This is a genomic window from Saccharopolyspora sp. NPDC047091, assembly GCF_040643635.1.
GTDB lineage: Bacteria > Actinomycetota > Actinomycetes > Mycobacteriales > Pseudonocardiaceae > Saccharopolyspora_C.
The window spans coordinates 155351-182327 of record NZ_JBEYUS010000005.1 but is presented as its reverse complement, the minus strand read 5'-3'; the positions used below and the strand labels follow the sequence as shown (position 1 = coordinate 182327).

The 26977-nt window shown below is 72.8% G+C and carries 26 protein-coding genes; 14 read left to right on the top strand and 12 right to left on the bottom strand.

What is annotated here, in order from left to right; translation table 11 throughout:
• Positions 1–981, bottom strand: a 981-nt coding sequence (locus ABZ805_RS04710) for a ferredoxin (RefSeq protein WP_358434344.1), incomplete at its 3' end; no start/stop codon positions are given.
• A 502-nt stretch (positions 982–1483) separates the two neighbouring features.
• On the opposite strand from ABZ805_RS04710, the gene ABZ805_RS04705 reads away from it, so the two are divergent.
• Positions 1484–2770, top strand: coding sequence for an MFS transporter (locus ABZ805_RS04705; RefSeq protein ID WP_358434341.1), 1287 nt, complete (start codon positions 1484–1486; stop codon positions 2768–2770).
• Between the two features lie 3 nt (positions 2771–2773).
• Here the strand turns inward: ABZ805_RS04705 and ABZ805_RS04700 are convergent, their stop codons facing one another.
• Positions 2774–3430 (bottom strand): NAD(P)-binding oxidoreductase, encoded by a 657-nt coding sequence (locus ABZ805_RS04700; protein ID WP_358434339.1) that lies wholly within the window; start codon positions 3428–3430, stop codon positions 2774–2776.
• 264 nt (positions 3431–3694) lie between these two features.
• On the bottom strand, positions 3695–4861 hold the full coding sequence (locus ABZ805_RS04695) for a mandelate racemase/muconate lactonizing enzyme family protein (protein WP_358434336.1): 1167 nt from the start codon (positions 4859–4861) through the stop codon (positions 3695–3697).
• A gap of 325 nt (positions 4862–5186) precedes the next feature.
• Between ABZ805_RS04695 and ABZ805_RS04690 the strand changes: the two genes are divergently transcribed.
• The 4 genes from ABZ805_RS04690 (at position 5187) to ABZ805_RS04675 (ending at position 8875) form a co-directional block, all read left to right on the top strand.
• Positions 5187–5942: a hypothetical protein gene (locus ABZ805_RS04690; RefSeq protein ID WP_358434333.1), complete on the top strand. Its 756-nt coding sequence runs from the start codon at positions 5187–5189 to the stop codon at positions 5940–5942.
• On the top strand, positions 5939–6439 hold the full coding sequence (locus ABZ805_RS04685) for a nuclear transport factor 2 family protein (RefSeq protein ID WP_358434330.1): 501 nt from the start codon (positions 5939–5941) through the stop codon (positions 6437–6439). Before ABZ805_RS04690 ends, ABZ805_RS04685 begins: the two co-directional genes overlap by 4 nt.
• The gene (locus tag ABZ805_RS04680) at positions 6436–7971 is read left to right on the top strand and encodes an aldehyde dehydrogenase (NADP(+)) (RefSeq protein WP_358434327.1); all 1536 of its coding nucleotides are present in this window, start codon (positions 6436–6438) and stop codon (positions 7969–7971) included. Before ABZ805_RS04685 ends, ABZ805_RS04680 begins: the two co-directional genes overlap by 4 nt.
• 82 nt (positions 7972–8053) lie before the next feature.
• The gene (locus tag ABZ805_RS04675; protein WP_358434324.1) at positions 8054–8875 is read left to right on the top strand and encodes a fumarylacetoacetate hydrolase family protein; all 822 of its coding nucleotides are present in this window, start codon (positions 8054–8056) and stop codon (positions 8873–8875) included.
• On the opposite strand, the gene ABZ805_RS04670 is transcribed toward ABZ805_RS04675, so the two are convergent.
• Positions 8854–9663 carry an IclR family transcriptional regulator gene (locus tag ABZ805_RS04670; protein ID WP_358434322.1) on the bottom strand — a complete coding sequence of 270 codons (810 nt, stop codon included), beginning with the start codon at positions 9661–9663 and terminating at the stop codon, positions 8854–8856. The genes ABZ805_RS04675 and ABZ805_RS04670 overlap by 22 nt on opposite strands.
• Before the next feature lie 427 nt (positions 9664–10090).
• Here ABZ805_RS04670 and ABZ805_RS04665 point away from each other — a divergent pair, with 427 nt between their 5' ends.
• The 3 genes from ABZ805_RS04665 to ABZ805_RS04655 all read left to right on the top strand — a co-directional run bounded on the left by ABZ805_RS04665 (position 10091) and on the right by ABZ805_RS04655 (position 13411).
• Complete coding sequence (locus tag ABZ805_RS04665; RefSeq protein ID WP_358434319.1) at positions 10091–11413, top strand: MFS transporter; 1323 nt, start codon at positions 10091–10093, stop codon at positions 11411–11413.
• Positions 11414–11469: 56 nt separating this feature from the next.
• A complete protein-coding gene (locus ABZ805_RS04660) occupies positions 11470–12648 on the top strand; it encodes a mandelate racemase/muconate lactonizing enzyme family protein (RefSeq protein ID WP_358434316.1) in 1179 nt (392 codons plus the stop codon).
• A gap of 241 nt (positions 12649–12889) precedes the next feature.
• On the top strand, positions 12890–13411 hold the full coding sequence (locus ABZ805_RS04655; protein WP_358434313.1) for a molybdopterin-binding protein: 522 nt from the start codon (positions 12890–12892) through the stop codon (positions 13409–13411).
• A 176-nt stretch (positions 13412–13587) separates the two neighbouring features.
• On the opposite strand, the gene ABZ805_RS04650 is transcribed toward ABZ805_RS04655, so the two are convergent.
• The 5 genes from ABZ805_RS04650 to ABZ805_RS04630 all read right to left on the bottom strand — a co-directional run bounded on the left by ABZ805_RS04650 (position 13588) and on the right by ABZ805_RS04630 (position 17773).
• The gene (locus ABZ805_RS04650; protein WP_358434311.1) at positions 13588–14604 is read right to left on the bottom strand and encodes a 3,4-dihydroxy-2-butanone-4-phosphate synthase; all 1017 of its coding nucleotides are present in this window, start codon (positions 14602–14604) and stop codon (positions 13588–13590) included.
• A 107-nt stretch (positions 14605–14711) separates the two neighbouring features.
• The gene (locus ABZ805_RS04645) at positions 14712–16139 is read right to left on the bottom strand and encodes a cytosine permease (RefSeq protein WP_358434308.1); all 1428 of its coding nucleotides are present in this window, start codon (positions 16137–16139) and stop codon (positions 14712–14714) included.
• Positions 16140–16218: 79 nt separating this feature from the next.
• On the bottom strand, positions 16219–16728 hold the full coding sequence (locus ABZ805_RS04640; protein WP_358434305.1) for a flavin reductase family protein: 510 nt from the start codon (positions 16726–16728) through the stop codon (positions 16219–16221).
• Positions 16725–17165, bottom strand: coding sequence for an ester cyclase (locus ABZ805_RS04635; protein WP_358434302.1), 441 nt, complete (start codon positions 17163–17165; stop codon positions 16725–16727). The genes ABZ805_RS04640 and ABZ805_RS04635 overlap by 4 nt, the downstream gene beginning before the upstream one ends.
• 29 nt (positions 17166–17194) lie before the next feature.
• Positions 17195–17773: a hypothetical protein gene (locus ABZ805_RS04630; RefSeq protein ID WP_358434299.1), complete on the bottom strand. Its 579-nt coding sequence runs from the start codon at positions 17771–17773 to the stop codon at positions 17195–17197.
• Positions 17774–17971: 198 nt separating this feature from the next.
• Between ABZ805_RS04630 and ABZ805_RS04625 the strand changes: the two genes are divergently transcribed.
• From ABZ805_RS04625 to ABZ805_RS04600, 6 genes are all read left to right on the top strand, one after another.
• Positions 17972–18661, top strand: coding sequence for a GntR family transcriptional regulator (locus ABZ805_RS04625; protein WP_358434296.1), 690 nt, complete (start codon positions 17972–17974; stop codon positions 18659–18661).
• Between the two features lie 193 nt (positions 18662–18854).
• A complete protein-coding gene (locus ABZ805_RS04620; protein WP_358434293.1) occupies positions 18855–19985 on the top strand; it encodes an LLM class flavin-dependent oxidoreductase in 1131 nt (376 codons plus the stop codon).
• On the top strand, positions 19982–20584 hold the full coding sequence (locus tag ABZ805_RS04615; protein WP_358434291.1) for an amino acid synthesis family protein: 603 nt from the start codon (positions 19982–19984) through the stop codon (positions 20582–20584). Before ABZ805_RS04620 ends, ABZ805_RS04615 begins: the two co-directional genes overlap by 4 nt.
• The gene (locus ABZ805_RS04610) at positions 20581–21132 is read left to right on the top strand and encodes an amino acid synthesis family protein (protein ID WP_358434289.1); all 552 of its coding nucleotides are present in this window, start codon (positions 20581–20583) and stop codon (positions 21130–21132) included. The genes ABZ805_RS04615 and ABZ805_RS04610 overlap by 4 nt, the downstream gene beginning before the upstream one ends.
• Complete coding sequence (locus tag ABZ805_RS04605; RefSeq protein WP_358434286.1) at positions 21129–21866, top strand: alpha/beta fold hydrolase; 738 nt, start codon at positions 21129–21131, stop codon at positions 21864–21866. Before ABZ805_RS04610 ends, ABZ805_RS04605 begins: the two co-directional genes overlap by 4 nt.
• A gap of 1 nt (position 21867) precedes the next feature.
• Positions 21868–23358 (top strand): aldehyde dehydrogenase, encoded by a 1491-nt coding sequence (locus ABZ805_RS04600; RefSeq protein WP_358434283.1) that lies wholly within the window; start codon positions 21868–21870, stop codon positions 23356–23358.
• Between the two features lie 50 nt (positions 23359–23408).
• Here ABZ805_RS04600 and ABZ805_RS04595 read toward each other — a convergent pair whose 3' ends face one another.
• The 3 genes from ABZ805_RS04595 to ABZ805_RS04585 form a co-directional block, all read right to left on the bottom strand.
• On the bottom strand, positions 23409–24752 hold the full coding sequence (locus tag ABZ805_RS04595; RefSeq protein ID WP_358434280.1) for an adenylosuccinate lyase family protein: 1344 nt from the start codon (positions 24750–24752) through the stop codon (positions 23409–23411).
• A complete protein-coding gene (locus tag ABZ805_RS04590; protein ID WP_358434277.1) occupies positions 24749–26113 on the bottom strand; it encodes a cation:dicarboxylase symporter family transporter in 1365 nt (454 codons plus the stop codon). The genes ABZ805_RS04595 and ABZ805_RS04590 overlap by 4 nt, the downstream gene beginning before the upstream one ends.
• 86 nt (positions 26114–26199) lie before the next feature.
• The gene (locus ABZ805_RS04585; protein WP_358434274.1) at positions 26200–26967 is read right to left on the bottom strand and encodes a GntR family transcriptional regulator; all 768 of its coding nucleotides are present in this window, start codon (positions 26965–26967) and stop codon (positions 26200–26202) included.
• Positions 26968–26977: the final 10 nt, after the last annotated feature.

Below are 26977 nucleotides of genomic sequence, written 5' to 3'. Positions count from 1 at the left end.
GGCGGCTGCGCCGCCGCGTTGGCGATGTCGGTGCCTTCCATGAACACCGGCTCCAGCACGTACTTCTGCGCCGTAGTCGTCGCGTTCCGGCTCCTCGAAGTGCACCGCGCGCCGCGCGAGCGCCCGCAGCCGCGCGCGCATCTCCGCCGCGGGCAGCCGGTGGTACGGGCCGTGCCCGGGCAGCACCCACTCGAAGGTCAGCTCCTCGGCGCCCTTCGCCACCGACCGCGCCCACGTCCGCACCGAGTCGTAGACGACCGTGTCGGCGAGGTCGATCCGCCGGTAGGACTCCGACCAGAACAGCGCGTCCCCGGCGAAGCAGCACCGCTCGTCCGCGATGAACAGCGTCGTCCCCGGCTGTGGCCGGGGAACGGGTGCGCGACCACGCCGGGTCCGATCTCCACCGGGTCCGAGCCGCGGATCACGCGGTCGGCGTCCGGCCGCGACGCCAGGTCGCCTTCGTGGATCCACAGCGTCGAGCGCGTCCGCCCACTGCCGCCCGTGCGCGACGTGGTCCACGTGGGTCAGCAGCACGTCGGTGATCGTCCCGACGGCCTGCTGGAAGCGGTTCGGCAGCACCGGCCGGAACTTCGGGGTGTCGATCATCATCGCGGTGCCGTCCGGGCGACGGCACAGGTACGACATCGCGCCGAACGTCCGCAGCGAGGTGTGCCCGCACAGCAGCACGGTCCCGTCCTCGTCCAGCGGCTGCGGGTACGGGTCGCCGTCCACCGCCCACTCGTCACCGGGCGGGTGCACCGACCGGGTCGGGCAGGCGTGCGCGGCTCGGTAGAGGTTGCGGACCTCCTCGTCGGTCTCGGGCTGGCGCAGGATCACCGACTTCCCGCCGTAGGGGCCGTGATCGCGGTCGAAGCCGATCATCCCGGGGGCGTGCTGGCGGGCCAGGTTGCAGTTGATGCAGCGGTCATCGACCGACCAGTCGTCGGCCGGGAACCTCTGGTGGAATGCGCGTTCGGGCACGGGTCGCCTCTCGTTTCGCAGTGGGTGCGCGGAACCGGTGCGGCGGTGCCGCACCGCTCGGGACCGAGCACCGGGGGCGGTCCGCGCCGAGGCGGTCCGGGCGGAACCGGCGGGAGCCGACCCGGCCGGAACGGAGTCGGCCGGAACGGGGCCGACCGGAGCAGAGGTGGCGGACGCACCGCGGGAAACGGCGACGGGGCAACGGGATTCCGCTCTCACCGGGTGCCGCATCCGGGACGCGCTGCGCCTGCTCCGTCTGCGGTCACTGCGTACAGGGACTGCACGGGACGCGACGGAAGGCGTGGCGACGGACGGCATCTCCGGCCGCGAACCTAGCACGGTGCGAGCCCTGCGGCGGCGCATGAAGTCGATCACAGCGCGCGCCCGGAACGGCGTCGCCGCGCGATGTCAAGGGGACGCCACCTGCTGGGAATGCGCTGGGCTCCGCGGCGGTTGAGCTCTCTTGGCCGGGAGCCCCGGATCATCCAGCGGAAGCGAGGCAGTGGTGTCAGGTGAGTCGTCGAACCAGCCGTCGGGCGGTGCCGGGCCCGGCACCGAGGCGCGGTTGCCCCGCGAGATCTGGATCCTGGTCGGCGGCAGCTTCATCGTCGCGATCGGCATGGGCATCGTGTCCCCCGCGCTGCCCGCCTTCGCGACCTCGTTCGACGTGGGCGTGACGGCGGCGTCGTTCATCGTGAGCGCGTTCGCGTTCATGCGGCTGGCCTTCGCGCCGGTCAGCGGGCGGCTGGTGGCCTGGTTCGGCGAGCGGCCGATCTACGTGTGGGGCATCAGCATCGTCGGCGTCAGCAGCGCGGCCTGCGCGTTCGCCGATTCCTACTGGCAGCTGCTGGTGTTCCGCGCGCTCGGTGGCATCGGCTCCACCATGTTCACGGTGTCGGTGGTGGCGCTGCTGGTGCGGCTCGCGCCGCCGCTGCAGCGGGGGCGCGCGTCCGGGTTGTGGGCGACGAGCTTCCTGCTGGGCAACATCTCCGGGCCGATCATCGGCAGCGTCATGGTGGGGTTCTCGCTGCGGATGCCGTTCCTGACCTACGGGGCGGCGCTGTTCCTCGCCGCGTTCGTCGGCTGGCTGCTGCTCCGGAAGTCGACGCTGGCGGCGCCGGTGAAGGACGACGTCCCGGCGATGACGGTCCGCGAGGCGCTGCGCTCGCGCACCTACCGGGCGGCGATGCTGTCGAACTTCAGCATGGGCTGGGCGGTGTACGGGGTGCGGATCGCGCTGATCCCGCTGTTCGTGGTGGAGGCGCTGCGGTCCACGCAGGCGATGGGCGGGGTGGCGCTGTCGGTGTTCGCCGTCGGCAACGCCGCCGTGATCATGGTGTCCGGGCGGTTGTCCGACCGGCACGGGCGGAAACCGCTGGTGCTGATCGGCCTCGCCGTGTCCGGTCTCGGGACCGCGGCGCTGGGTTCCACCGGTTCGGTGCCGGTGTTCCTGGCGGTGTCGCTGGTCGCCGGGGTCGGAGCCGGGCTGCTGAACCCGGCGCAGAACGCGGCCGTCGCCGACCTCGTCGGGGCGAAGGGCAAGGGCGGCCCGGTGCTGGCCGCGTTCCAGATGACCGCGGACGTCGGGGCGATCCTCGGGCCGCTGGTCACAGGGATGCTCGCCGACCTCATCTCCTACCAGGCCGCGTTCGCGGTGACCGGACTGACCGCGGTGCTGGCGCTCGCCGCCTGGTTCGCCGCCCCCGAGACCAGCGGCCGCCGCGACGCGGCGGAACCCGGCCGGACCGCCGATGCGGAGGACACCGAGGTGGAACGCGCCGAGAAGTAGCGGTCAGCGCCAGGCGCCGCGCCTGGTGAGGACGAGCCGCCGCGGGCCGTCCCGCTCCGGCACGAGGTCGACCAGGGCGGCCGCGACGGTGGCGAAGGTCAGCACCGGCATGCCGGGGACCGCGGTCACCTCGTCGAGCGGGGCGAGTTCGCGGTCCTCGTCGGCCGGGCCGGTCCGCAACGTCACCGGGTAGACGGCGGTCCAGTCCGCCGCGCACCGCGGCAGGTCCCGCTCGGCGGCGAGCTTGTCGTCGAACAGCCGCTTCGCGATGGTGCGGGCGAACAGGCGCGGCACGAAGGACTGCTTCCGGGCGGTGTCGCCGATGCCGAGCGAGGACAGCAGCACGAACCGCGGCACCGCGGCCGCCTCGATCGCGTCGAGGATCCGCGGCAGGCTGCGCCGCTGGAAATCGGTGCCGTGCCGCAGGTATCCGGCTCCGACGCGGGCGCCGAGGCAGGAGACGACGGCGTCGTGCCCGGCGAAGGCCGCCGTCATCGCCGGCACGTCGTCGACCGCTCCCCCGGCGACCGCGAGCCCGGGTCGCGGGGTGATCGCGTCGGGGTTGCGGGCGTACGCGGTCACCTGGTGCCCGCGGTCGAGGGCGTGCTCGACGGCGGCGCCGCCGGTCCGCCCGGTCGCGCCGAGGACGACGATCTGCATGGTTCGCTCCGAACTGGTGGGGGCACCGCTCTCGCCGAGCCATCATGCCCCAGCGCCTACCCCGACCAGGCCGCTTCCGCGAACCGGGCCGATCCGGTCTCGTCCTGCTCCTGCCTGCGCTGAAGCCGCCGAACCCGCCGATCACCCGGTCAACCGGCACCGCCGCGGCTCTCCCCCGCGCGGACAGCACTTTCACCTGCGGCGGAGCAACCGGTGCCCGCGGTCCCAGCGAGCAGACCGCTGAGGTTCCGCACCGCGAACAGGTCAAGAAGCGCGGGCCAGCACCGCGACCTCGTCGAGCCGGTGGGCCCGCAGCCAGTCCTCGTCGACGGTGACGCCGAGTCCCGGCCCGTCCGGGATGGCCACCACGCCGCCCTCCGCGCGGATCGGGGTGGCCAGCACGCCTTCGCGCAGCGGGTTCGGGCCGCGGTCGAACTCGAACAGCAGCGGTGCGCCGCCGTGCTCGCCGAACGGGGCGGTGGGCACCGCCGACAGCAGTTGCAGGGTCGCGGCCTGCGCCACGCCGGACCCCCAGCAGTGCGGGGACAGCTGCAGGCTCCAGGTGGTGGCGAGCTGGCGGATCACCTGCGCTTCGGTGAAGCCGCCGCACTTCGCGAGGTCCGGTTGCACGACGTCGAACCGCTGCTCCGCGATCGGGTCGCGGAAACCGTAGCGGGTGTAGAGGGCTTCTCCACCGGACACGGGGACGCCGAGGTCGAGCGCCCGCCAGCCGACGGCGTCCTCCGGTGGCAGCGGTTCCTCCACCCAGTGCGGGTCGAGGTCGCGGATGCGGTCGAAGGAGCGGCGCAGCGTCGCGGTCGTGTTGTTGGCGTTGTAGTCGACGAGCAGCAGGCCGTCGTCGCCGAGGAGTTCGCGGGTGGCGGCGGTGCGCGCCCGGTCCTCCGCGGGCGAGAGCCCGATCTTGATCTTCGCGGCGGTGAAGCCCTCCGCGACGTGCTCGGCGATGCGCTCCCGGAACTCGCCGAGGTCGCGGGACGGGGTGACGTAGCCGCCGGAGGCGTAGGCGTCGACCCGGTCCCGCAACCTGCCGCCGAGCAGTTCGCCGACCGGCACGCCGAACCGGCGCGCCTGCGCGTCCCACAGCGCCACGTCGAGCCCGCTGCTCGCGGCGACGTGCAGTCCGCCGCAGGTGAAGTGGTAGCCGGTGCACAGCCGCCGCAGCACCAGCTCTTCGCGGACGTCGGCGGGCAGGCCGGTGAGCTCCCGCGCCTGCTCGGCGAGGAACGGCGCGGTCAGCCGCGGCGGCCCGAAGGATTCGCCCCAGCCGGTGGTGCCGTCCGAGGTGGTGATCTTGACGAGGGTGCCGACCCGCGCGCCGACCGCGTTCCGGGATGCGCCGTAGCCGCCGCCGGGGAGCTCGGCTTCGAGGGGGAACGTCTCGACCTCGGCGACGACGGGACGGGAGGGCATGGCGGGTCTCCTTCGGTCGGGGCGGGATCGGCAGCGGGGAGCCATCGCTTTCGACATCGGTTCCCGTTCATTGGGATTCAACGAACCGCGCGACCTCACCTGCAGCGGAACAGTAAACCGGCGGAACTCCACCCGCAAGCGTGCACAGCGACCGGATTCGCACCCGCGGAGCAGCGCGCACAGACCCGCTCGCCGGCGTCGCGGTGAACGCGATGATGTTCCATTAATCAGGACACGGTGTTAGCGTGCTGGACATGCCCGACACCCCCGCTTCGGCCCCGACGGGCCCGCCCGCCTCGGCGACCGACCCAGGAAGAGGTTCCTCGTGACCGAGCAGCAGACCAGCCTGGCGCCCGGCGTGCTCGACCTGCTGAAGCGGGCCAGCACCGCCACCCTCGCCACCCAGCTCTACAAGCACGGCATCCGCCAGCCGTTCCTGGTCGGCCTCACCGCGGTCGGCACCGGCTTCGCACCGTTCGCGGGCGAGGCGTTCACCATGCGGTTCATCCCGTCCCGCGAGGACGTCGACCCGATCGGCGACCCGTACCGCACCGGCAACGTCCTGCAGTGGGAGGCCGTCGAGACCGTCGGGCCCGGCCAGGTGATCGTGGTGGACAGCCGCGGCGACACGGCCGCCGCCTCCGCGGGCGACATGCTCATCACCAGGGCGATGCGGCGCGGCGCCGCCGGGTTCCTCACCGACGGGGCGTTCCGCGACGGCACCGCGATCGCCGAGCTCGGCTTCCCGGTGTACTCCCGCGCGATCACCGCGACCACCCGGCCCGCCGCGTTCCACGTGGCCGACCTGAACACGCCCATCGGCTGCGCCGGGGTCGCCGTCTACCCGGGCGACGTGATCGTCGGCGACCTGGACGGCGTGGTGGTGGTCCCCCGCTCGCTGGCCGAGCAGATCGCGGAACCCGCCGCCGAGCAGGAGGAGCTGGAGCAGTGGCTGCACGCGAAGGTGCGCGCCGGAGCTCCACTGTGGGGCACCTACCCGCCGGACGAGCGGACGCGGGCCGAGTACCGGGCCTGGAAAGCAGCGCAGGACACCACGAGCACGAACGGAGCGCACCGATGACCCGATTCGCCGACCTCGATCCGACGACCCAGCGCAGCCGCATGGAGGAACGCATCCGCGTCTACTTCGACGGCTGCAACGAGGCCGACGTGGACAAGATGGCCGCCCAGTTCACCCCGGACGCGGTGCACTACTTCCCGCCCGGGATCAAGGGGCCGTGGATCGGCGCCCGCACCATCGGCGAGAACTGGCGCAGGCTCACCCTCACCGCGGGTTCCGCCTGGTACATCGAGCGGGTCATCGCCGAGCCGCAGAGCCTGCAAGCGGTCATCGAGTGGACGCACTGGCGCACCCGGTACGGCACCTACCTGCGCGGCGACGAGTGGTACCGGTTCGATCCGGAGACCGGCCTGATCACCGAGATCCGCGCCTTCTACGCGTCGGCCGCGGACGGCAGGGACGAGGTCGCGCTGGAGGGCTACGACTACGAGGGCCTCGGCTACCGGTTCACCCCGGCGGTCCCGCGCCCGCACCCCGAAGCCGAGTACGACGCGTGAGCGACCCAGCGAACCGAGGACATTCCACAGTGGACGAGATCACCAGCGTCGACCCCGCGACCGGGGAGGTCGTCGAGACCGTCACCACCGCGACCACCACCGAGCAGGTCGCCGTGCTGGCCGAGGCCGCCGCCGCGGCCGCCGCGCCGTTCGAGGAGCTCGGCCGCGCGTTCCGCGCGCGGTTGCTGCGCGCCGTCGCCGACGAGCTCGAAGCGCACCGCGCCGAGATCGTGGCCCTCGGCCGCCGCGAGACCGCGCTGCCCGAGGCCCGGTTGAACGGCGAGCTCACCCGCACCTGCTTCCAGGCCCGGCTGTTCGCCGACGTCATCGACGACGGCGGCTACCTGGAGGCCACCATCGACCACGCCGGGGACACCCCGATGGGCCCGGGGCCGGACCTGCGCCGGATGCTGGTGCCGATCGGGCCGGTCGCGGTGTTCGGCGCGAGCAACTTCCCGCTCGCGTTCTCCGCACCCGGCGGCGACACCGTGTCCGCGCTGGCCGCGGGCTGCCCGGTGGTGATCAAGGCGCACAGCTCGCACCCGGCGCTGGCGCAGCTGACGTTCCGCGCGATGACGACCGCGGCCCAGCGGGTCGGCGCGCCGGAGGGCCTGCTGGGCATCGTGTTCGGCACCGCGGCGGGCGCCGAGCTCATCGCGCACCCGGCGATCAAGGGCGTCGGGTTCACCGGATCCGCCGGTGGCGGCGCCGCCCTGCTGGACATCATCAACCGGCGCCCGGAGCCGATCCCGTTCTACGGGGAGATGGCCGGGCTCAACCCGATCGTCGTCACCGAGGGCGCGGCGAAAGCGCGCGGCGCGGCGATCGCCGAAGGTCTCGTCGGGTCGGTGCTCGGGTCCGGTGGGCAGCTGTGCACCAAGCCCGGACTGGTGTTCGTGCCGCGCGGTGCGGCCGGGGACGCGCTGGTCGCCGAGGCGGCGCGGCTGATCTCGGCGGCGCCCGCCGCGACGCTGCTGAACCGGCGGATCAGCGAGTCCTACCGGGAGACGAGCGCGGCTCTGGCGTCCCGCGCCGAGGTCATCGCCGAAGGCGCCGCCCCCGGCGCCGGGTTCGCGGTGGCCCCCCGGCTGCTGGAGGTGGACGCGGCGAAGTTGTCCGCGGACGAGCTCGACGAGTGCTTCGGCCCGGCCGCGGTGCTCGCCCGCTACGACGCCGCGGAGCTGGACACCGCGATCACCGCGCTGCCCGCCTCGCTGACCGGTGCGGTGCACGCCGAACCGGACGAGGTGCAGCGGACCGCGGCGCTGTCCGCGCTGCTCAAGGAGAAGTCCGGCCGGCTGCTCTACAACGGTTTCCCCACCGGCGTGCTGGTGTCCTGGGCGCAGCACCACGGCGGCCCGTGGCCGTCGACGAACACGCTGCACACCTCGGTGGGCGCCACCGCGATCCGCCGCTGGCTGCGCCCGGTGACCTGGCAGGACGCCCCGGAGGCGGTGCTGCCCGCGGAGCTGCGCGAGCGGCACGCGTCGATCCCGCGCCGGGTGGACGGACGGCTCGTCCTGCCCGCGTGACTCCCCACCCGGACGGCGGGCCGCGCTCTCCGGAGGCGGCCCGCCGTCCGGCTCTCCCCCAGAACGACCGAGGAGGAATCCCGTGCGGCTGCGCACAGTGCTGCTCGACGGCGCCGAAACCCTGCTCTGCCGGACCGAACCGGACGGGCCGTGGCGCCGCGCCCGGCCGACGATGGCCGAGGTGATCGCCGGTACCCCACCGGAGCTCGGCGAGCCGGTGGCCGAGCACCCCGCGGTGCTGCCGCTGCGGCCACCGACGATCTTCGGCATCGGGTTGAACTACCGGGACACCGTCGCCGAGATGGGCTGGAAGACGCCGGAAACCCCGTACGTGTTCCCGAAGTTGTCCTCCAGCGCCATCGGCGACGGCGAACCGGTCGTCGTGGACACCGCCGTGACCACGCGCGCGGACTGGGAGACCGAGCTCGCCGTGCTCATCGGCCGGCGCACCCGGAACGTCCCGGCCGACCGGGCGCTGGAGTCGGTGTTCGGCTACACCGTCGCCGACGACATCTCGGCCCGCGACCTGCAGGCCGCCGACGGCCAGTGGGTGCGCGGCAAGGGCATGGACACCTTCTGCCCGCTGGGCCCGGACGTCGTCACCGCCGACGAGGTCCCGGACCCGCAGGCGCTGCGGGTCCGGACCTGGCTCAACGGCGAACCGGTGCAGGACGGCAGCACCGCCGACATGATCTTCGACGTGGCGGCGCTGATCTCCTACCTGAGCTCGTTCTGCACGCTGCACCCCGGCGACGTGGTGCTCACCGGCACCCCGTCCGGCTGCGGGGATTTCCGCACCCCGCCGCGGGCGTTGCGCCCCGGCGACCGGCTGGTGTCCGAAGTGGAGGGAGTCGGCCTGCTCACCAATCCGGTCGTGGCGCCTCAGCTCGCGGGGGCGACGTAACCGAGGTCGGCGGACAGCTCGGCGCAGCTCCCGGCCACCAGCGGCCCGTACTCGGCCAACAGCGGTTCGATCCGCTCAGCGGCACCCGCGACGCTGATGCCCGCCACCGGCAGCCCGGTGTGGTCGTAGACCGCCGCCCCGCAGCAGCAGCTGGACGGGTCGAATTCGCGGCGGTCCTCGGCCCAGCCCCGCTCCTGGGTGCGGGTCACCTCGGTGTGCAACGCCGAGACGGTGGCGGAGGTGATCGGCGAATCGGGCGAGCGGACCAGTTCGACGAGCACCTCCTCCAGCTTCGCGGCGGGCAGCGCGGCCAGGTGCGCGCGGCCGAGCGATGTGTTGTGCATCGGCCGGGCCGCGCCGAGTTCGCCGGTCATCGCCGCCGGGCGCGGGCCGCGTTCCCGGTGGATGAACACCATCGCCAGCCCGTTGGGCACCGCGAGGCTCACCGTCTCCTGGGTGGTCTCGACGAGCTTGCGCAGCGTCGGTCCTGCCGCGTCGAGCAGGCTGGTGGAATCGACGGCGGCGTTGGCCAGCCGCACCGCGGCCGGGCCGAGCCGCCAGTGCCCGGTGGCCGGGACCTGGCTGAGCCAGCCGAGGGTCCGCAGCCGGTCCACCAGGCGGTACGCGGTGCTGCGGGTGAGGCCGAGGGCTTCGGCGAGCTCGGCCGTGCTGCTGTTCCGGGCCTGCGCGAGGTGGTCCAGGATCGCCAGCCCGCGGTCCAGCGCACCGGGACCGGGTTCCCGGGAACGTCCGCCGGAGCCGGACGTGCCGCCCGCGGTCTCACTCATGTCGCCTCCAGTCACGCGTGTTTCCCAATGAATGAGACTACCGCACCGGTGTGCGGTGGTCCGCGACCCACGCGGCCCGACTCAGCCGGATCGGGTCCCGACCGAGCCGTTCGAGCCGTTCGCGCTGCTCGCGGGTCGATACCGGTGCAACGCCCGAGCGGAATCCCATTCATCAGGACCAGTGCCGATGACCTCGCCCGATCTTCCCACCAGCAGCGAGCCGGAAATCCGCCGCAGCACGGGCTCTTGTGCTCCTCCGCTCGACGACCCTACGCTCGCCGTAGCCCAATGAACGGGATTTGCTCTCACTGAACAAGACTTTGATCGTGCCGCTCCCCCGCCTGCACCGGGACCGCCACGCCCCCGGACCGCACCGCGGCCCACCAGGCTCGCCCGACTCCTGTCAACGACGACGGAAGAAGCGCCCATGCCACCGACTCCAGCGCCGCTCGACAGCGCGGTCGCGAAGATCTTCCGGCGGATCGTGCCGATCTTCGCCGTGATGATGCTGTGCAACCAGCTCAACCGCTCCAACATCGGCTACGCGCAAGAACATTTGGCAGCCGACCTCGGGATCGGCGCCGCCGCCTACGGGTTCGGCGCCGGGCTGTTCTTCCTCGCCTACACCGCGTTCGAGCTGCCCAGCAACGCGCTGATGGACCGCTTCGGCGCCCGGCTGTGGCTGTCCCGGATCTGCGTGAGCTGGGGACTCGTGTCCGCGGCGATGCTGTTCGCGCAGGGCCCGCTCAGCTTCTACGCGCTGCGGTTCCTGCTCGGCGTCGCCGAAGCCGGTTTCGTGCCCGCGGTGCTGTACTACCTCACCCAGTGGCTGCCGAACTCGCACCGCGGCCGGGCGAACGCCCGCTACGCCGTCGGCGCGCTGCTCGCGTTCTCCCTCGCCGGACCGATGTCCGGGCCGCTGCTGTCGCTGTCCGGGGTGCTCGGGCTGCGCGGCTGGCAGTGGATGTTCCTCGTCGAAGGACTGCTGTCGGTGGCGATCGGGGTGTTCGCCTGGTTCCGGCTGGACTCGCGCATCGCCGACGCCCGCTGGCTGACCGAGGACGAGAAGACCGCGCTGACCACGACGATCGAGTCGGAGGCCGCGGCGGTCGCCGCCCGGCACGACGACGGCCGCCGCGGCTGGTGGTCCGTGCTGCGCGATCCGGCCGTGCTGCTGTGCACCTTCATCTACTTCGCCGTGCAAATGTCCATCTACGCCAACACGTTCTGGCTGCCGTCCATCGTGCGCGGCATCGACGGCACCGACGACGTCACCGTCGGACTGCTGTCCTCGCTGCCGTGGGTGTGCGCCATCGTCGCCATGTTCGCCCTGGCCCGGGTCGGCGACCGCACCGGCCGCCGCCGGGTGCTGCTGATCGGATGCCTGCTCGCGGCCACCGCGGGTTCGTTCGCGGCGGCGCTGGCCCCGCCGGTGCTCGCGCTGGTGATGCTGTGCGTCGCGGCGATGGGTATCAAGAGCATCAGCCCGCTGTTCTGGCCGATCGTGCAGCGGACCCTGCACCCGGTGACCGTCGGGCTCGGCATCGCGCTGATCAACGCGCTCGCCAACCTCGGCGGTTTCCTCGCCCCGTTCGGCTTCGGCATCGTCCAGCAGCTCACCGGCAGCACCCGGTGGGGCCTGATCGGGCTCGCCCTGCTGTCGCTGCTCGCCGCGGGCGGCTGCCTGCTGCTGCGCGAGGGCGAGCGATCCGCCGAGCCCGCACCCGACACGACCCCGGCGGCGCACTGACCGCCCCCCGGGCGGGCGCACCTCGGCCCGCCGCCCGTCCCGTCGAAAGGAAGCACATGACCAGCACCGCGCCCAAGCCCTTCGCCACCGCTCCCGGCGAAGCCACCACCGACCGGATCGAGCAGGTCCGGCTGCGGCTGATCTCGCTGCCGCTGCACGCGCCGATCAGCGACGCGAAAGTCCTCACCGGACGGCAGAAACCGCTCACCGAGATCGCGTTCCTGTTCGCCGAGATCCGCACCGAGGGCGGGCACGAGGGCATCGGGTTCAGCTATTCCAAGCGCGCGGGCGGCCCCGGCCTGTTCGCGCACGCCCGCGAGATCGCCCCGGAACTCGTCGGCGAAGATCCCAGCGATACCGGCCGGCTGTGGAACAAGCTCGTCTGGGCCGGGGCGTCGGTGGGCCGCAGCGGGCTCGCCACCCAGGCCATCGCCGCGCTGGACGTGGCCCTGTGGGACCTGAAGGCGCGCCGCGCCGGGCTGCCGCTGGCGAAGCTGCTCGGCGCGCACCGGGATTCGGTGCCCTGCTACAACACCTCCGGTGGCTACCTGTCGATGCCGATCGACCAGGTGCTGGAGAACGCGACGGCATCGGCGGCGCGCGGCATCGGCGGCATCAAGATCAAGGTGGGGCAGCCGGACACCCGGGTGGACATCGCCCGGGTCTCGGCCGTGCGCGAGCGGCTCGGCGCCGACTTCCCGCTGATGGTCGACGCGAACCAGCAGTGGGACCGCACCACCGCGGCGCGCGTCGGCCGGGTGCTGGAGGAGTTCGACCTGGTGTGGATCGAGGAACCGCTGGACGCCTACGACGCGACCGGGCACGCCGCGCTCGCCGCGTCGCTGGACACCCCGATCGCCACCGGGGAGATGCTGACCAGCGTCGCCGAGCACTGGAACCTCATCGAGAAGGGCGCATCCGACTTCGTGCAGCCGGACGCGCCGCGGGTCGGGGGCATCACGCCGTTCCTGCGCATCGCCGCGCTCGCCGACCACAACGGGCTGCAGATGGCGCCGCACTTCGCGATGGAGATCCACCTGCACCTGGCCGCGGCCTACCCGGGTGGCACGTGGGTGGAGCACTTCGAGTGGCTGGAGCCGTTGTTCCACGAACGGCTCGAACTCCGCGACGGCCGGATGATCGTGCCGGACCGGCCGGGCCTCGGCCTGTCCCTCACCGATCAGGCCGCGGCCTGGACCGTCGAGGAGTGCACCACCGGGGACCGCCCGGCCTGACCCCTGCCGCACACAGGTGAATGGCCCATTCGCCCTGTCTCCTTGGGCGAATGGGCCATTCACCTCGCGGTGTCGTGCTGAGACAGGGTGCCGGGTGCCGGTGTTCCGCAGATTCCGGTGTTTCGGATCGAACGGTCCGCGGATGCGGGTGCGCGTCGCGCGCCTCTCTCGGTTCTGCGGAGTTCGGGCTCGCCCGTTCGGGCGATGTGGCCGCGACCGGGCTCGTCCTAACGTGAAGCGCATGGAACCGCCTGCGGACGCTCGGCCGCGCATCCCGGAGCAGCGGGCCGCACCGGCCCCGGGACAGCTGCTGATCACCGGTGACGTGGGCGACGACCTGGTGCTCGACACCGCCGAGCTGGACGCGCGGGCGACCGTGCAGCGGCAGGTCCACTACCGCACCCGGCGCTGCGACCAGGTGCACCTGGTGCGCGGGGTCCCGCTGCACGAGGTCCTCGTGGAGGCGGCGCCGCGGCTGGACGGGCGGCACAAGATGGGGCTGCTCAACGTGGTCGTGCTCGCGACCTCGGAGGACGGCTTCCAGGTGGTGCTGTCGCTGGCGGAGGTCGACCCGGAGTTCGGGGCGTGTTCGGCGCTGCTGGCCACCCGCTACAACGGGCGGACCCTGGCCCGGCCGACCCTGGTGATGCCGAGCGACGGCCGCGCCAGCCGCTACGTCCGCCAGGTCTGCCGGGTGCGCCTGCAAAACATGGCCCCCGCCGACGACCTGGTGCCCGCGCACGCCGCGGACCGGCGTTCTTGACGCGCGCGCAACGGCTCTCACCCGCCTCGCCGACGAGCGGACCGACCACCTGAGCAACCGCGGGCCCTCGGCCGCTGCCGCGCGGGGGCGGCTCCTGCGGCAGAGCCACCGGTGACATCGATCCCGCAGCGCGGAAACAGCCGATCCCGTCCCTGGAGCGGCAGCACCGGCAGCGGTCAGTCGCGCAGGTCGGCGAGGATCGCCTCCGCGGTCAGGTCCAGTTCCCGCGCCTCCCGCGCGCTCGGCTGCGCACCGCAGGTCCCCGCGCGCCCGCCCGCGCGCAGCAGCACGACCACTCCGTCGTCCCGCCCGGCCACGGCGGCCAGCGCCGCGTCCAGCTCGGCGCGGCAACCGCAGTGCAGTGCGGCGGTGATCTCGGCGAGCGCGCACTCCCGGTGGACGTGCACCGGCGACCCGTCCCCGGGCGTGCCGCGCACCAGCGCCAGGTGTTCCCGCCCGTCCCGGGCGCGGTAGGCGACGGCGCGGAAGGTCCCGGCGGGCAACGGCAGGCGCGCGTCCGCACCCCGTTCGACCAGGCCGTCCCGCCGCATCCGGTGCTCCGCGAGCTCGTCGACGGACACCACCGCGAGCCGGTGCCGCTGCGCGAACCGGCGAGCCTCAGCGGCACCTGCCAGCCGGGTCGGGTCGTCCAGGCCGACGAGTTCGCCGAACGCGCCCGCGCGCTGCAGCCCGGCGAGCGCGGCCAGGTCGGCGGCGGCCTCCGCGGGACCGCGGTGGGCGAGCACGCCCGCGGCCGCCACCCGCAGCGGCAGCACGTGGCCGGGTCGCGCGAGATCGGCCGCGGTGGTGCGCGGATCGGCCAGCGCGGTGATCGTGCGCGCCCGGTCGGCCGCCGAGATCCCGGTGCCGACGTCGCGGATCGCGTCCACCGCGATCGAGTGCACCGCGCCGCCCGCCCGGTCGCCGTTCCGCGTCATCGGCGGGAGTCGCAGCGCGTCGGCGCGGCCGGCGTCGATCGCCGCCCGGAGCAGGCCCGCGGTGTGCCGGACGGCGAACGCGACGAGCCGCGGCGTGGCGTGCTCGGCGGCGAACACCAGGTGCGCGGCGTCCTCCGGCCCGGAGTCGTCGAGCACCACGACGGCCCGTCCGGCGGCGAGCCCGTCGAGCGCGGTGGCCACCGGGTCGGTGAGCCCGGCCGGTGGCGCCGCACCGGCGTCGGCGGTGATGGTCATGCTTCCTCCTCGCTGCGGCCCGCTCCGTCCACATAGGACCACGTGCCGGAAGTCCGGTCCTGCGGTGGGAACGCCCGCCGCAGGACCGGTTCGTGCCCCGCGGGGCGTTACGACTTCGACGAGACCGGCACGCCGTCCCCGGTACGCGGTGCCGAACCCCGCGACCACAGGTACGGCAACCGGCGGGTGGCCAGGTAGACGACCGCGGCCACCGCGGCGGCGACGTAGTTGCCGAGCGAACCCCATTCCGGGTGGGCCGCGGCGAGCGGCCCGGTGTACAGGGCCGAGTGCCAGAACGGCACCGACAGCAGCACGCCGGCCGCCCAGGCCACGAAGCCCCAGCCCACGACGCGGCTCCGGTCGTAGAGCTCACCGATGCGGCTGCGGTCCGAGCGCCCGCCCACGTAGTAGTCCAGCAGCAGCACCGCGGCGAACGGGGCGATGAAGTACGCGGTCAGGCTCAGGAAGACCTCGAACTTCGCCTCGATCCCCGTCTCGCCCCACAGGCTGATCAGGAAGCCGAGCACGCAGATCAGCGCCACGCCCTGCGGCCGGGTCAGCGGCACCCGCAGCGTCTGCAGCGAGATCGCCCCGCCGTAGACGTTGAGGAAGTTCTGCGACAGCGCCGAGAGGATCACCGCGGCCAGCGCGGGCACCGCGAACGGCCCGGTGAGCTGGTGCAGCGCCGCGATCGAATCGCTGGTGGTGGCGCTGTTGCCCAGCAGCGCGCCGACCACGCCCAGCCAGAACACGGTGATGAAGGTACCGAGGCCGGTGAACAGCGCGGTCAGCTTGCCGCTGCGCTTGGTGTCCGGCAGGTAGCGGGAGTAGTCGGAGGCGAACGGCGACCACGCCACCAGGAACGCGAAGAAGGCGCCGGCGAAGGTGATCCACCCGCCCCAGCCGCCGATGTAGCCGTCGGCGGTGGTGTCGGCGTGGAAGGTGCCCGCGCCGCGCGCCAGCGCGACCACGGTGATGAGCAGGAACAGGGCGAGCAGCACGAACGCCAGGATCCGCTCCAGGTAGTGGATCATGTTGTAGCCGTAGATCGCCACCACCAGCTGCACCAGCGTCAGCAGCAGCGAACCGACCCAGAACGGCACCGGCAGCAGTTCGGCGATGGCCTTGCCGCCGAGGATCACCGTCACCGACGCCCAGCCGACCCCGGCGAAGACGTTGATGTAGGCGACCGGGATGAAGTTGCCGAGGAACCCGAGCGGGCCGCGGGCCTGGATCTGCTGCGGGACGCCGAGCCGCACGCCCATCCGGGACATGGTGGCCATCAGCAGCGATCCGGCGAGGGCACCGGCGGCGACCGCGGTGACGGCGGAGGTGAAGCTGAGGCCGAGGGCGATGGCGTTGAACCCGAGCATCATGATCGGGAAGTTGAGGTTGGCCGCGAACCAGACGAAGAACTGGGAACTCGGCTTGCCGTGGCGTTCGGAGTCGGGGATGTGGTCGACGCCGAAGGGCTCGACCGTCGTCACCGATTCGCCGTACGCGGGCTGCGGAGTCGGCGCTGACTCGTGGGTCATGGTCTCTCCAGTGCTGAGAGCCGGAACGGCTCGGCGTGCGGGGCGGACCGGGGTCGGCCTCGCAAGCGGGGGATCAGGATCAGGGGCTGAGCGGGGTCATGTCGGCGGGCGCGAAGAACTTCCCGGCCCGGTACACGAGCGGGTCGACGTCGCGGTGCTCGGCCTGCACGATGCGGCCGACGAACACGGTGTGGGTGGCGGCGCGGAGCCGTTCGCCGATCTCCACTTCGACGGCGGCCGCCGAGCCGGTCAGCAGCGGCGAACCGTGCGGGCCGGGCGACCAGTCGACCTCGGCGAACTTGTCGGTGCTCTTGGAGGCGAACACCCCGGCGACCGGCAGCTGGTCGGCGGCGAGGATGTTGATGCCGAGGTGGTTCGCGCGCACCAGCGCCGGGTAGGTGCTGGAGGTGGTCTGCACGCAGACCATCACCATCGGCGGTTCCAGCGAGACGCTGCAGAACGCGTTCACCGCGAGCCCGCGCGGCACCTCCCCGTCCATCGCGGTCACCACGGTGACGCCGGTGACGAAGCGGCGGTGCACCTCGCGCACCGCTGCGGGGTCGACGGCCTGCTCGGTCCGCGTGCTCATCGGTTTCCCTCCCCGATCGAGATGATGCCCAGCGCCCGCAGCAGCTGGCGCGGGTCCCAGGTGACCCATTCCGCGGTCACCCGGTCGCCGTCGAAGGTGGCGAAGGTGACGCCGACGACCTCGACGGCGCGGCCGGTGGGCGGCACGTCCAGGAAGGTCTCGGTGTGGGTGCCGCGGCTGCGCCAGCGGATCACCACCCGGTCGTCCTCCTCCACCAGCTCCTCGACCTCGGTGGTGAGGTCGGGGAACGCGTCCCTGGTGGTCAGGATCGATTCCTTGAACCCGGCGCGGTCCTGCACCGCGCCGTCGGACGCCGAGGTCCGGGCGTAGTCCGGGGCCAGCAGCTCGTCGAGCGCGTCGACGTCCCCGCGGTCCCAGCACGCGGTCCACGCTGCGCGGATCCGCTGCTTGCGCGGCGAGTCCTGTCCTGCGGCCATGTGTCACTCCTTCGATGCCCTGTCCAGGGTCAGCACAGGCCCTGGTTCCTGTTCGGCGCGCGCCCGCCGGGGGTGCCCAGGCGGCTGCGCACGTCGTTGCGCACGCGCTCCACGACTCGGGTGAACGTTCCCTCGCCGAACCTTCCGTCGGTGTACAAGCGCATCCAGCCCGCGCCGTCGAGGTACCCGGCTTCCAGCGCCGCGCACCTGCCGTCCAGCTCGGCGCGGGTCCGGTCGCCCGCGGTGTCGAGCAGCACGAGGTGGTAGCCCGGCCCGGTCCGCCCGGTCCAGGCCGCGATCCCGGCGTCGCGGTCCTTGAACCGTTCGGCGCGGGCCTTGATGTCGACCGCCTCGGCCAGCGCGCCCGCTTCCGCGGGCAGCCAGCCGGGGTCGGTGCCGGTGGTGGCGGGGTGGGCGAGGACCTGGAGGCAGACCTCCGGTTCGTCCCGGCGGCCGCACCAGGTCAGCGCGATCCGGTGCACGTGGGCCTGGCCGGGGACGAGGCGCCGCCGCACCGGCCGGTGACCGGTGAGCAGTTCCAGTTCCGCGGCCAGCACGTCCACCGCCTTGGCCAGGTCACCGGTTCCGGGTTCCGCCGCATCGACCACCGCTTCGTCCCCCGTCCGGATCGATCACCCGTCCGTTCGACCCTGCTTGTATGTCAGCGGGACGCTACGAGTGGACTGGGTCACTGTCAAGAATCCACTGGGGATCAACTGCCGAGATCGCCGATCACCAGGCAGTACCGCGAGAAAATCACGGTTTCCCATTGACCTCCGCGGCAGGAGCTGGCTAGCGTGCCTGCCATGCAAGAGACCGGAACACGGGCCACTGGTATGCAAGCCCGGGGCGCTCGGGCCCGAGTGCTGGACGGCTTGCGCGAGGCGATCATCCGCGGCGAGCACCAGCCCGGTGCGCTGCTGTCGGAAGGCACGCTCGCCGAGACCTACGGCACGAGCCGGACTCCCATCAGGGAAGCCCTCCAGCAGCTCCAGACCGAAGGCCTGGTCGAGGTGGTCCCCCGCGTCGGCAGCTTCGTGCGCGAACCGTCCCGGCGCGAGCTCGGCGAGCTGTTCCAGCTGAAGGCGGTGCTGGAAGGGCTCGGCGTGCAGCTGCTGGCGCAGCGGGGCCGCGTCGCGGAGACCGACCTGCTGCGCGACAACCTCGCCGAGTCCGAACGCGCCGTCGCCGACGGCGACGTGGAGCGCTACGCCCAGCTGGTGCACGACTTCCACGGCCTGGTCATCCAGGGCGCGGACAACAGCAGGCTCGCCGAGCACTACCAGATGCTGATGAACCAGCTCGCCTACCACCGGGTCGTGATGAACACGTTGCGCCACCCGGGACGGCTGGGCGCCTCGCTGCACGAACACCACGAGGTGTTCAAGCGGATCGTGGACAAGGACGCGTTCGGCGCCGAGCAGGCCATGCGCGACCACGTCCGCTGCAGCGAGCGGGAAGCCATGACCCACCGGGAGCAGCCCGCCCCGGAGTGATCCGGCCCCGGATCAGCCGGCGGCCGCGGAGCGATCCCGGCCCCGGCGCAGCAGACCGGCCACCGCGGAGGGACCTCCCCGCGGTGGTCCCCCGAGCACGCCCGCCCGGCGGCGCGAACCCCGCGCCCGTCCGGTCTCCGCGGCACCCGCGCACCGTCCGGTGCGGATCCATCTCCTCGACGTGGAGGCAGACATGCGTTTCTCCATCTTCCACAACCTCGGCGCACCCGGGCGGTTCGGCGAGTACGACCAGGTCATGAACGAGACCCGGGAGTTCGCGCAGTACGCGGACCAGGCCGGGTTCTGGTCCATCTGGTACACCGAGCACCACTTCGGCCACGAGGGCTACGAGCTGATCGCGAACCCGGTGCTGATGGGCGCGGACATCGCGGCCCGCACCGAGAACATCCGCATCGGGCAGGCCGCGAACATCGCCACGTTCTGGCACCCGCTGCGGCTGGCCGAGGACATCGCGCAGCTCGACCAGCTCTCCGGCGGCCGCGTCGAGGTCGGCCTGGGCCGCGGGCTCTACGGGCGGGAGGCGCTGAACCTCAACACGCTCGCCGACCCGCGCGACCAGGAGCAGAACCGGGCGCTGTTCGACGAGACCGTGGAGATCCTGCAGAAGGCGTGGTCGAACGAGTTCTTCTCGCACGACGGGCGCTTCTACACCTTCCCGGCCCCCGGCGTGCGCTGGGAGCACCCGCTCTCGCCGGCCACGCCGGAGTTCACCGAGGACGGCGTGATCACCAAGCTCGCCGTCACCCCGCGCCCCTACCAGCGCCCGCACCCGCCGCTGTGGCAGGTGATCGACAGCCCGCGGTCCATCCAGACCGCCGCCCAGCAGGGCGTGCAGGGGCTGTTCTGGCTGCCGCCGATCTCGGCGCTCAAGGACCGCTTCCAGCTGTACAAGGACTCCGCGCAGGCGGCGGGCCGGGACCTGGCGCTGGGCGAGGGCATCGGCCTGGTCCGCGACGTGTTCGTCGCCGACACCATGGAGCAGGCCCGCGCCCGGTTCGAGGAGGCGCTGCTGACCTCCTACAAGTGGATCACCCACTGGCGCGGGCTGGGCAACCTGATGGAGGCGGGCGAGGAGCTCACCGACGCCCACGAGCTGTCCTTCGAGTTCCTGGAGCAGCGCAACCTGCTCGTCGGCACCCCCGAGCACGTGGCGGGCAAGATCGAGGAGCTGCAGGAGGAGCTGAACCTGGAGCACCTGCTGCTGTGGACCACGCACCCCGGGCTGCGCCACGAGCACGCGATGCGCAGCCTCGAACTGTTCACCGAGAAGGTCATGCCGCGCTTCCAGGGCTCCGGCTCGTGAGCGGGCCGCGCAAGGTCACCACGACGACGGAGACGGTGCTGCGCGAACTGGGCTCCCCGGTGGAGTCCACCGCGCACCGGGCCGCCGCGGCCGCGGTGATCCCGAACCCGTGGGCGGGCCGCGGCCACGTCGCCGACCTGTCCGCGGAGGTGGAGCGGATCGCGCCCGGCCTGGCGCGCACCCTGCACGACGAGCTCGTCGCGGCGCTGGCCACGGCGAACGGTGGCGAGGCCGAGATCACCGCGTTCGGCAAGGCCGCCATCGTCGGGCTGGACGGCGAGATCGAGCACGGCTCGGCGCTGATCCACACCCCGTACTTCGGCAACGTGCTGCGGGAACTGGCGGGCGGGACCTCGGTCATCGTGTTCTCCGACGAGCGCGGGCCCGCCGGGACCACGCTGACCGTGCCGATCTGGCACAAGACCGACGCCGCCACCCGCTCGCACTACCAGACCATCCCGGTGCGCATCCCGGACGCGCCCGCCGCCGACGAGATCGTCGTCATCGCGGCCGCGTCGACCGGACCGCGCCCCAACGCCCGCATCGGCGACCGCAAGACGGATCCCGCGGTGCGGCTGGCAGACCTGGAGGACCGATGAACATCCGCAAGATCGTGAGCTACACCGAGGACGTGCTCACCGAGGGCGGCCGCCCCGTCGACCCGCGGGCGCGCACCGCGGTGGTGCTGGCGGTGCTGCAGAACCCGTGGGCCGGCCGGGGATTCGTGGAAGACCTCGCACCGGGCATCGAGGAGTTCGCGTCCCCGCTGGGCGCCCTGCTCGCCCCGCGCGTGGTGGAGGCGCTGGGCGCGCCGATCGAGGCCTACGGCAAGGCCGCCGTCGTCGGGCTGGACGGCGAGGTCGAGCACGGTTCGGCGCTGATCCACACCTTGAAGTTCGGCGACCACTTCCGGCAGGCCGCGAACGCCACCACCCTGCTGCCCGCGGTGGAGAAGCGCGCCGCGGCGGGCACCGTCTTCGACATCCCGCTCAAGCACATCACCGACGCGACGATCCGCTCGCACCACCAGAGCATCGAGGTGCGGCTGGCCGACGCACCGCGCGCCGACGAGATCGTGGTCGGGCTGGCCGCGGCGGCGCAGGGCCGTCCGCAGGCGCGGCTCGCCCCGCTGTCGAGCGAACGATGACCGAGCAGCTGGTCCTGCTGCACGGCGTGGGCCTGGACCACCGGATGTGGGAGCGCTGCGCGCCGGAGCTGGCCCGGGACAACCCGGTGCTGGCCCCGGACCTGCCCGGGCACGGCGCGGGCGGGGCCGTCGAGCCGGACGCGGAGCTCGACGACCTCGCCGCGGCGGTGGCGCGGCGGCTGGACGGCCCCGCGCACCTGGTCGGGTTCTCGCTCGGCGCGCTGGTGGCGCAGTGCCTCGCGGTGCGCCGCCCCGAGCTGGTGCGGTCGCTGGTGCTGGTGAGCTCGGTGGCCGCCCGCAGCCCGGAGCAGTCGGCCGCGGTCGGCGACCGGCTGCGCGGCGTGGCGCAGGACTTCGCCGGGACCGCGGAGGCCGCCGTGCAGCGGTGGATGAGCCCGGACTGGCAGGCGCGCGAACCGGAACTGGCCGACCGGCTGCGCACCACCCTGCTGGGCAACGACCTGGACGCCTACCTGGCCTGCTACCGGATCTTCGCGACGGCGGACCGGGAGCTCGCGCCGCTGCTGCCCGGGATCACCGCGCCGACGCTGGTGATCACCGGGGCCGAGGACCCCGGTTCGACGCCCGCGATGACCGAGCACCTGGCCGCGACCATCCCGGACGCGCACGCCGTCGTCGTCCCCGGCGCCCGGCACCTGCTGCCGCTGGAACGACCGGACCGGCTGGTCGCCGAGATCCGCACGCACCTCACCCGCACGACCGTGGAGCGTTGAGATGAGCACCGAACTCCCCCGCTACGAGCACTACATCGCAGGCGAGTGGGTCGCCCCGGCCGAAGGCGGCTACTTCGCCAGCACCAACCCGACCACCGCGCAGCCCTGGTACGAGGCGGCGCGCGGCACCGAGGCGGACGTGGACCGCGCGGTGCGCGCCGCGCGGGCGGCGTTCGAGGCGCCGTCCTGGCGCGACCTGTCCCAGACCGCGCGCGGGCGGCTGCTGCGCAGGCTCGGCGACCTCATCACCGAGAACGCCGAGGACCTGGCCCGCACCGAGACCCTGGACAACGGCAAGCTGCTGCGCGAGATGCGGTCCCAGCTGGCCGGGATCCCGGAGTACTTCTACTACTACGCCGGCTACGCCGACAAGATCCACGGCGAGGTCATCCCCGCGAACAGCACCAAGCTGCTCAACTACACCCAGCGCGAGCCGGTGGGCGTGGTCGGGGCGATCACCCCGTGGAACTCGCCGCTGATGCTGACCACCGCGAAGATCGCGCCCGCGCTGGCCGCGGGCAACACCGTGGTGATCAAGCCGTCCGAGCACACCTCGGCGTCGGTGCTCGAGCTGGTGCCGCTGTTCGAGCAGGCCGGTTTCCCGCCGGGCGTGGTCAACGTGGTCACCGGGTTCGGCGCGGACGCCGGGAACGCGCTGGTGGAGCACCCGCAGGTCGCGAAGCTCAGCTTCACCGGCAGCACCGCGACCGGTTCGCGGATCTCCGCCGCCTGCGGTTCCCGGTTCGTGCCGGTGACGCTGGAGCTGGGCGGCAAGTCGCCGAACATCGTCTTCGACGACGCCGACACCGACAGCGCCGCGATGGGCATCGTCGCCGGGATCTTCGCCGCGGCCGGGCAGACCTGCATCGCGGGCAGCCGGGTGTTCTTGCAACGCGGCGTCTACGACGAGGTGCTGGAGAAGGTCTCGGCCCGCGCCGCCACGATCAAGATCGGCGACCCGCTGGAGCCGGAGACCGAGCTCGGCCCGGTCGCGTTCGGCGACCAGCGGGACAAGATCGAGGAGTACGTGCGGATCGGCCGCGAGGAGGGCGGCCGGGTGCTGACCGGCGGCGAGCGGCCGGACGTGGGCCTGGACGGCTACTTCTACTCCCCCACCGTGTTCGTGGACACCGACAACGGGATGCGGGTCTGCCAGGAGGAGATCTTCGGCCCGGTGCTCACGGTGATGCCGTTCGACACCGAGGAGGAGGTGGTGGCGCTGGCCAACGACACCTCCTACGGGCTGGCGGCCGGGGTGTGGACGCGGGACCTGGCGCGGGCGCACCGGCTCGCCTCGGTGCTGGAGGCCGGGACGGTGTGGGTGAACACCTACCGGGCGATGTCGCCGATGTCGCCGCGCTCCGGGTTCAAGCAGAGCGGGGTCGGCGTCGAGCACGGCACCGAGGTGCTGCGCGAGTACACCCGGCTCAAGAGCGTGTGGATCAACACCGACGAGAGCCCGGCGCGGGACCCGTTCGTGCTCGGTTCCTGACCGTTCCGCCGGGTTCCACCGCGGACGGCGCGGTGGAACCCGGCGGCGGGTCAGCCGCCGACCACGTTCCGCGTCATGGCGCGGGCGCTGCCGAGGTAGTTGGCGGGGTCGCAGAGCTCGTCGATGCGCCGCTCCCCGAGCCGCTCCACCAGCTCCGGGTGCCCGCGCAGCTCGGTGGCGAGGTCCTGCCCGCCCTCGATGGCGCGGCGGCAGGCGTCGTAGACCACCTCGTGCGCGCGCTGGCGGCCCAGTTCGGGCGCGACCGCCATCATCACGGCCTCGGCGACGATGAGCCCGCCGGTCAGGTCGGTGTTGGCGCGCATCCGGTCCACGTCGACTTCGAGGCCGCCGAGCATGAATTCGGCCTGGTGCAAGGAGGAAGCCGCCAGCTGGAACGCCTCCGGCACGGTCGCCCACTCCAGGTGCCACGGCCCGGTGGCCCGCTCGAAGTCCTGCATCATCGCGTCGAGCATGGTGGCGGCCCGGTCGCGCAGCAGCTTGGCCGCCGCCACCATCAGCTCGCTGGAGATGGGGTTGCGCTTCTGCGGCATGGTGGAACTCGCGCCGCGGCCGGGCACGAACGGTTCGGCGACCTCGCCGAACTCGGACGAGCACAGCATCGTCACGTCCCACCCGATCTTGCCGAGCGAACCGCCGATCGCCGCCAGCAGCGACACGATCTCGTTGAGCCCGTCCCGGGCCACGTGCCAGGTGATCTCCGGGTCGCGCAACCCCAGTTCGGCCGCGAGCGCCGCGCGGACCGCGAGCCCTTCCGGCCCGGAGCCGAGGGACGCCAGGGTTCCGGCCGCGCCGCCGAACTGGACCATCAGGTCGCGTTCGCGGGCGGCGGCCAGCCGCTCGGCGTGGCGGTCCAGGGCGGAAACCCAGACGGCGCACCGGAATCCGAACGTCACCGGCAGCGCGTGCTGCAGGTGGGTGCGCCCGGCCGCCACCGAGTCGACGTGCTCCGCGGCCAGCCGCCGCAGCACCGCGCGCACCCGGTCGAGGGCGGCGGCGACGAGGTCCAGCCCGTCGCGGCACTGCAACATCGTGGCGGTGTCCATGATGTCCTGGGTGGTCGCGCCCCAGTGCAGGTAGCCGCCCGCCTCGCCGCACTGCTCGGCGAGCTGGGTGACCAGCGGCAGCACCGGGTAGCCGACGTTCTCGGTCTCGGTGCGCAGCCGTTCCAGGTCGAGCGCGGCCGGGTCGACCGAGTCGGTGATGGTGCGCGCCGCCTCGGCGGGGACCACGCCGACGGCGGCCTGCGCGCGGGCGAGGGCGCTCTCGGTCTCGGTCATCCGCGCGAGGAAGCTCGCGTCGCTGAAGACCTCGCGCATCGGGCCGGTGGAGAACATCTCCCGGTACAGGACCGAGTCGAACACGGTGCTGCTCATGCGTTGCTCCCGGAGGTCGTCGGGTCGGTGCCGCGCGCGGCGGCGATCGGTTCGGGTTCGGGTTCGGGTTCCCGGTCGAGCAGCGCCGGATCGGCCAGGACGGCGCGCAACCGGTCCTGGTCCAGGTCGCCGTTCCACCGCGAGATCACCAGCGTGGCCACCACGTTGCCGAAGGTGTTGCAGGTGGAGACCGCCATCGACATCACCCGGTACACGCCGAACAGGATCGCCACGCCGTCGACGGGCAGGTAGCCGGTGGCGGTGATCGTGGAGGCGAACACCACGAACGTCCCGCCGGAGACGGTCGCCGCCCCCTTCGAGGTCAGCAGCATGATCAGCAGCAGGCCGAGCTGCTGCTCCAGCCCCATCGGGATGCCGTAGGCGTTGGCGAGGAACAGCGTGCACAGCGCCATGTACAGCGAGGTGCCGTCCAGGTTGAACGCGTACCCGGTCGGCAGCACCAGCCCGACGGTCTGCTGCGACATGCCCATCCGCGGGAGCTTCTTGAGCAGGCCGGGCAGCCCGGCCTCGGAGGAGGCGGTGCCGAGCACCAGCGTCAGCTCGGTGCGGACCGCGCGCAGCAGCCGCAGCACGTTCACCCCGATGGCGAGGCAGATCCCGCCGAGCACGACGAGGACGAACAGCGCGACCACGATCCAGTACTCGGCCACCAGCTCGGCCAGGGCCAGCAGCATCGCGGACCCGTTGGTGCCGACCGAGTACGCGATGGCGCCGAAGGTGCCGAGGGGCGCCAGCCGCATGATCACGCCGATCATCGCGAAGAAGCCCTCGGACGCGGTCTCCAGTCCGGCGCCGAGCCGGGTCCGCACGGCGGGCGCCATCGAGAGCAGCCCGATGCCGAACAGCACCGCGATGACCACGACCTGCAGCAGGTGCCCGGAGGTGAACGCACCGGCGAAGTTGTCCGGCACCACGGTGTCCAGGAAGTCCTCGTGCGCACCGGTGTCCGGGGCCGCCGGGTGCTGCGCGCCGTGCAGCGCGCCCGCTCCGGTGCCCACGCCGGTCAGGTTCCCCACCAGCAGCCCCAGCAGCAGGGCGACGGTCGAGACCACTTCGAAGTAGAGCAGGGCGAGCAGTCCGGTGCGCCCGGCCTTCTTCAGGTCTCCGGCCGAGGCGAAGCCCAGCACGATGGTGAAGAACACCAGCGGGGCGACCGCGACCTTGATCAGGTCGAGGAAGACGTCCCCGACGACCTTCAGGTGGGCGGAGAACCCGGGGAACGCGGCACCGACGACGATGCCCAGCACGATCGAGATCAGCACCTGGTTGCCGACGCCGGTGTACCAGCGGGAGCGGCGGGCCGGTGCGCCTCCGTCGCGGAGCTGCTCCGCTGACTTCATGCCTGCACCTCTTTGTGTCTAGACAGTTTCTGTCTAGACAGAATTGAGGCTGCGGTGCCGTCCTGTCAATGCCCCCGGCCGCAGGACTACTGCCCGGAGCGGACCAGCGTCGTGCGGTAGCTGAAGCTGCCGCCCGGGTGCACCCCGACCGTCACCTCGAACAGCTCGCCCGCCACGTCGAAGTAGCGCCGGACGAATTCCAGGGCGGGACAACCGGATTCCAGCCCGAGCACCCCCGCCGGCTCCGCGGGCATCGGCACCGCCCGCACCTGCTGGTCCACCCGGTGCGTCGCCCGGCCGGTGCGCTCGGCCAGCAGATCGCTGATCAACCGGGTGCTGCGGCCCAGCTCGCCGGACACCACCGCCGCGTCCTCCGGCGCCAGGTACACCTGCGACCAGGACACCACCGCGCCGTCCTCGGCCCGGCGCAGCGTCGTCAGCCGGACGCGCGCCGCGCCCACCGGGAACCCGGTCACCGCCGCCAGCTCGGCGTCCACGGTGACCTCCGCGGTCGCGGAGACCTCCCGCACCGCGTCCCTGCCGTACTGGGTCAGCTCTTCCAGGCTGTTCAACGAGGTGTCGAAGCGCTCCACCGGGGCCAGCCGCCGCACCCGGGTGCCGTCGCCCTTGCGTCGCGACACCAGGCCCCAGGACTCCACCTCCCGCAGCGCGTTGCGCAAGGTCTCGCGGGAGACGCCGAACCGGGCCGCCAGCTCGGGTTCGGGCGGCATCCGCTCCCCCAGCGGCCAGCTGCGCGCCCCGATGTCCGCGGCCAGCTCGCGGGCGATCCGCAGGTAGCGCGGCTCCTTCATCGACGACGTCTCGGCACCCTCCACTCCCGCAGCCTCCCACACCGCCCGCTCC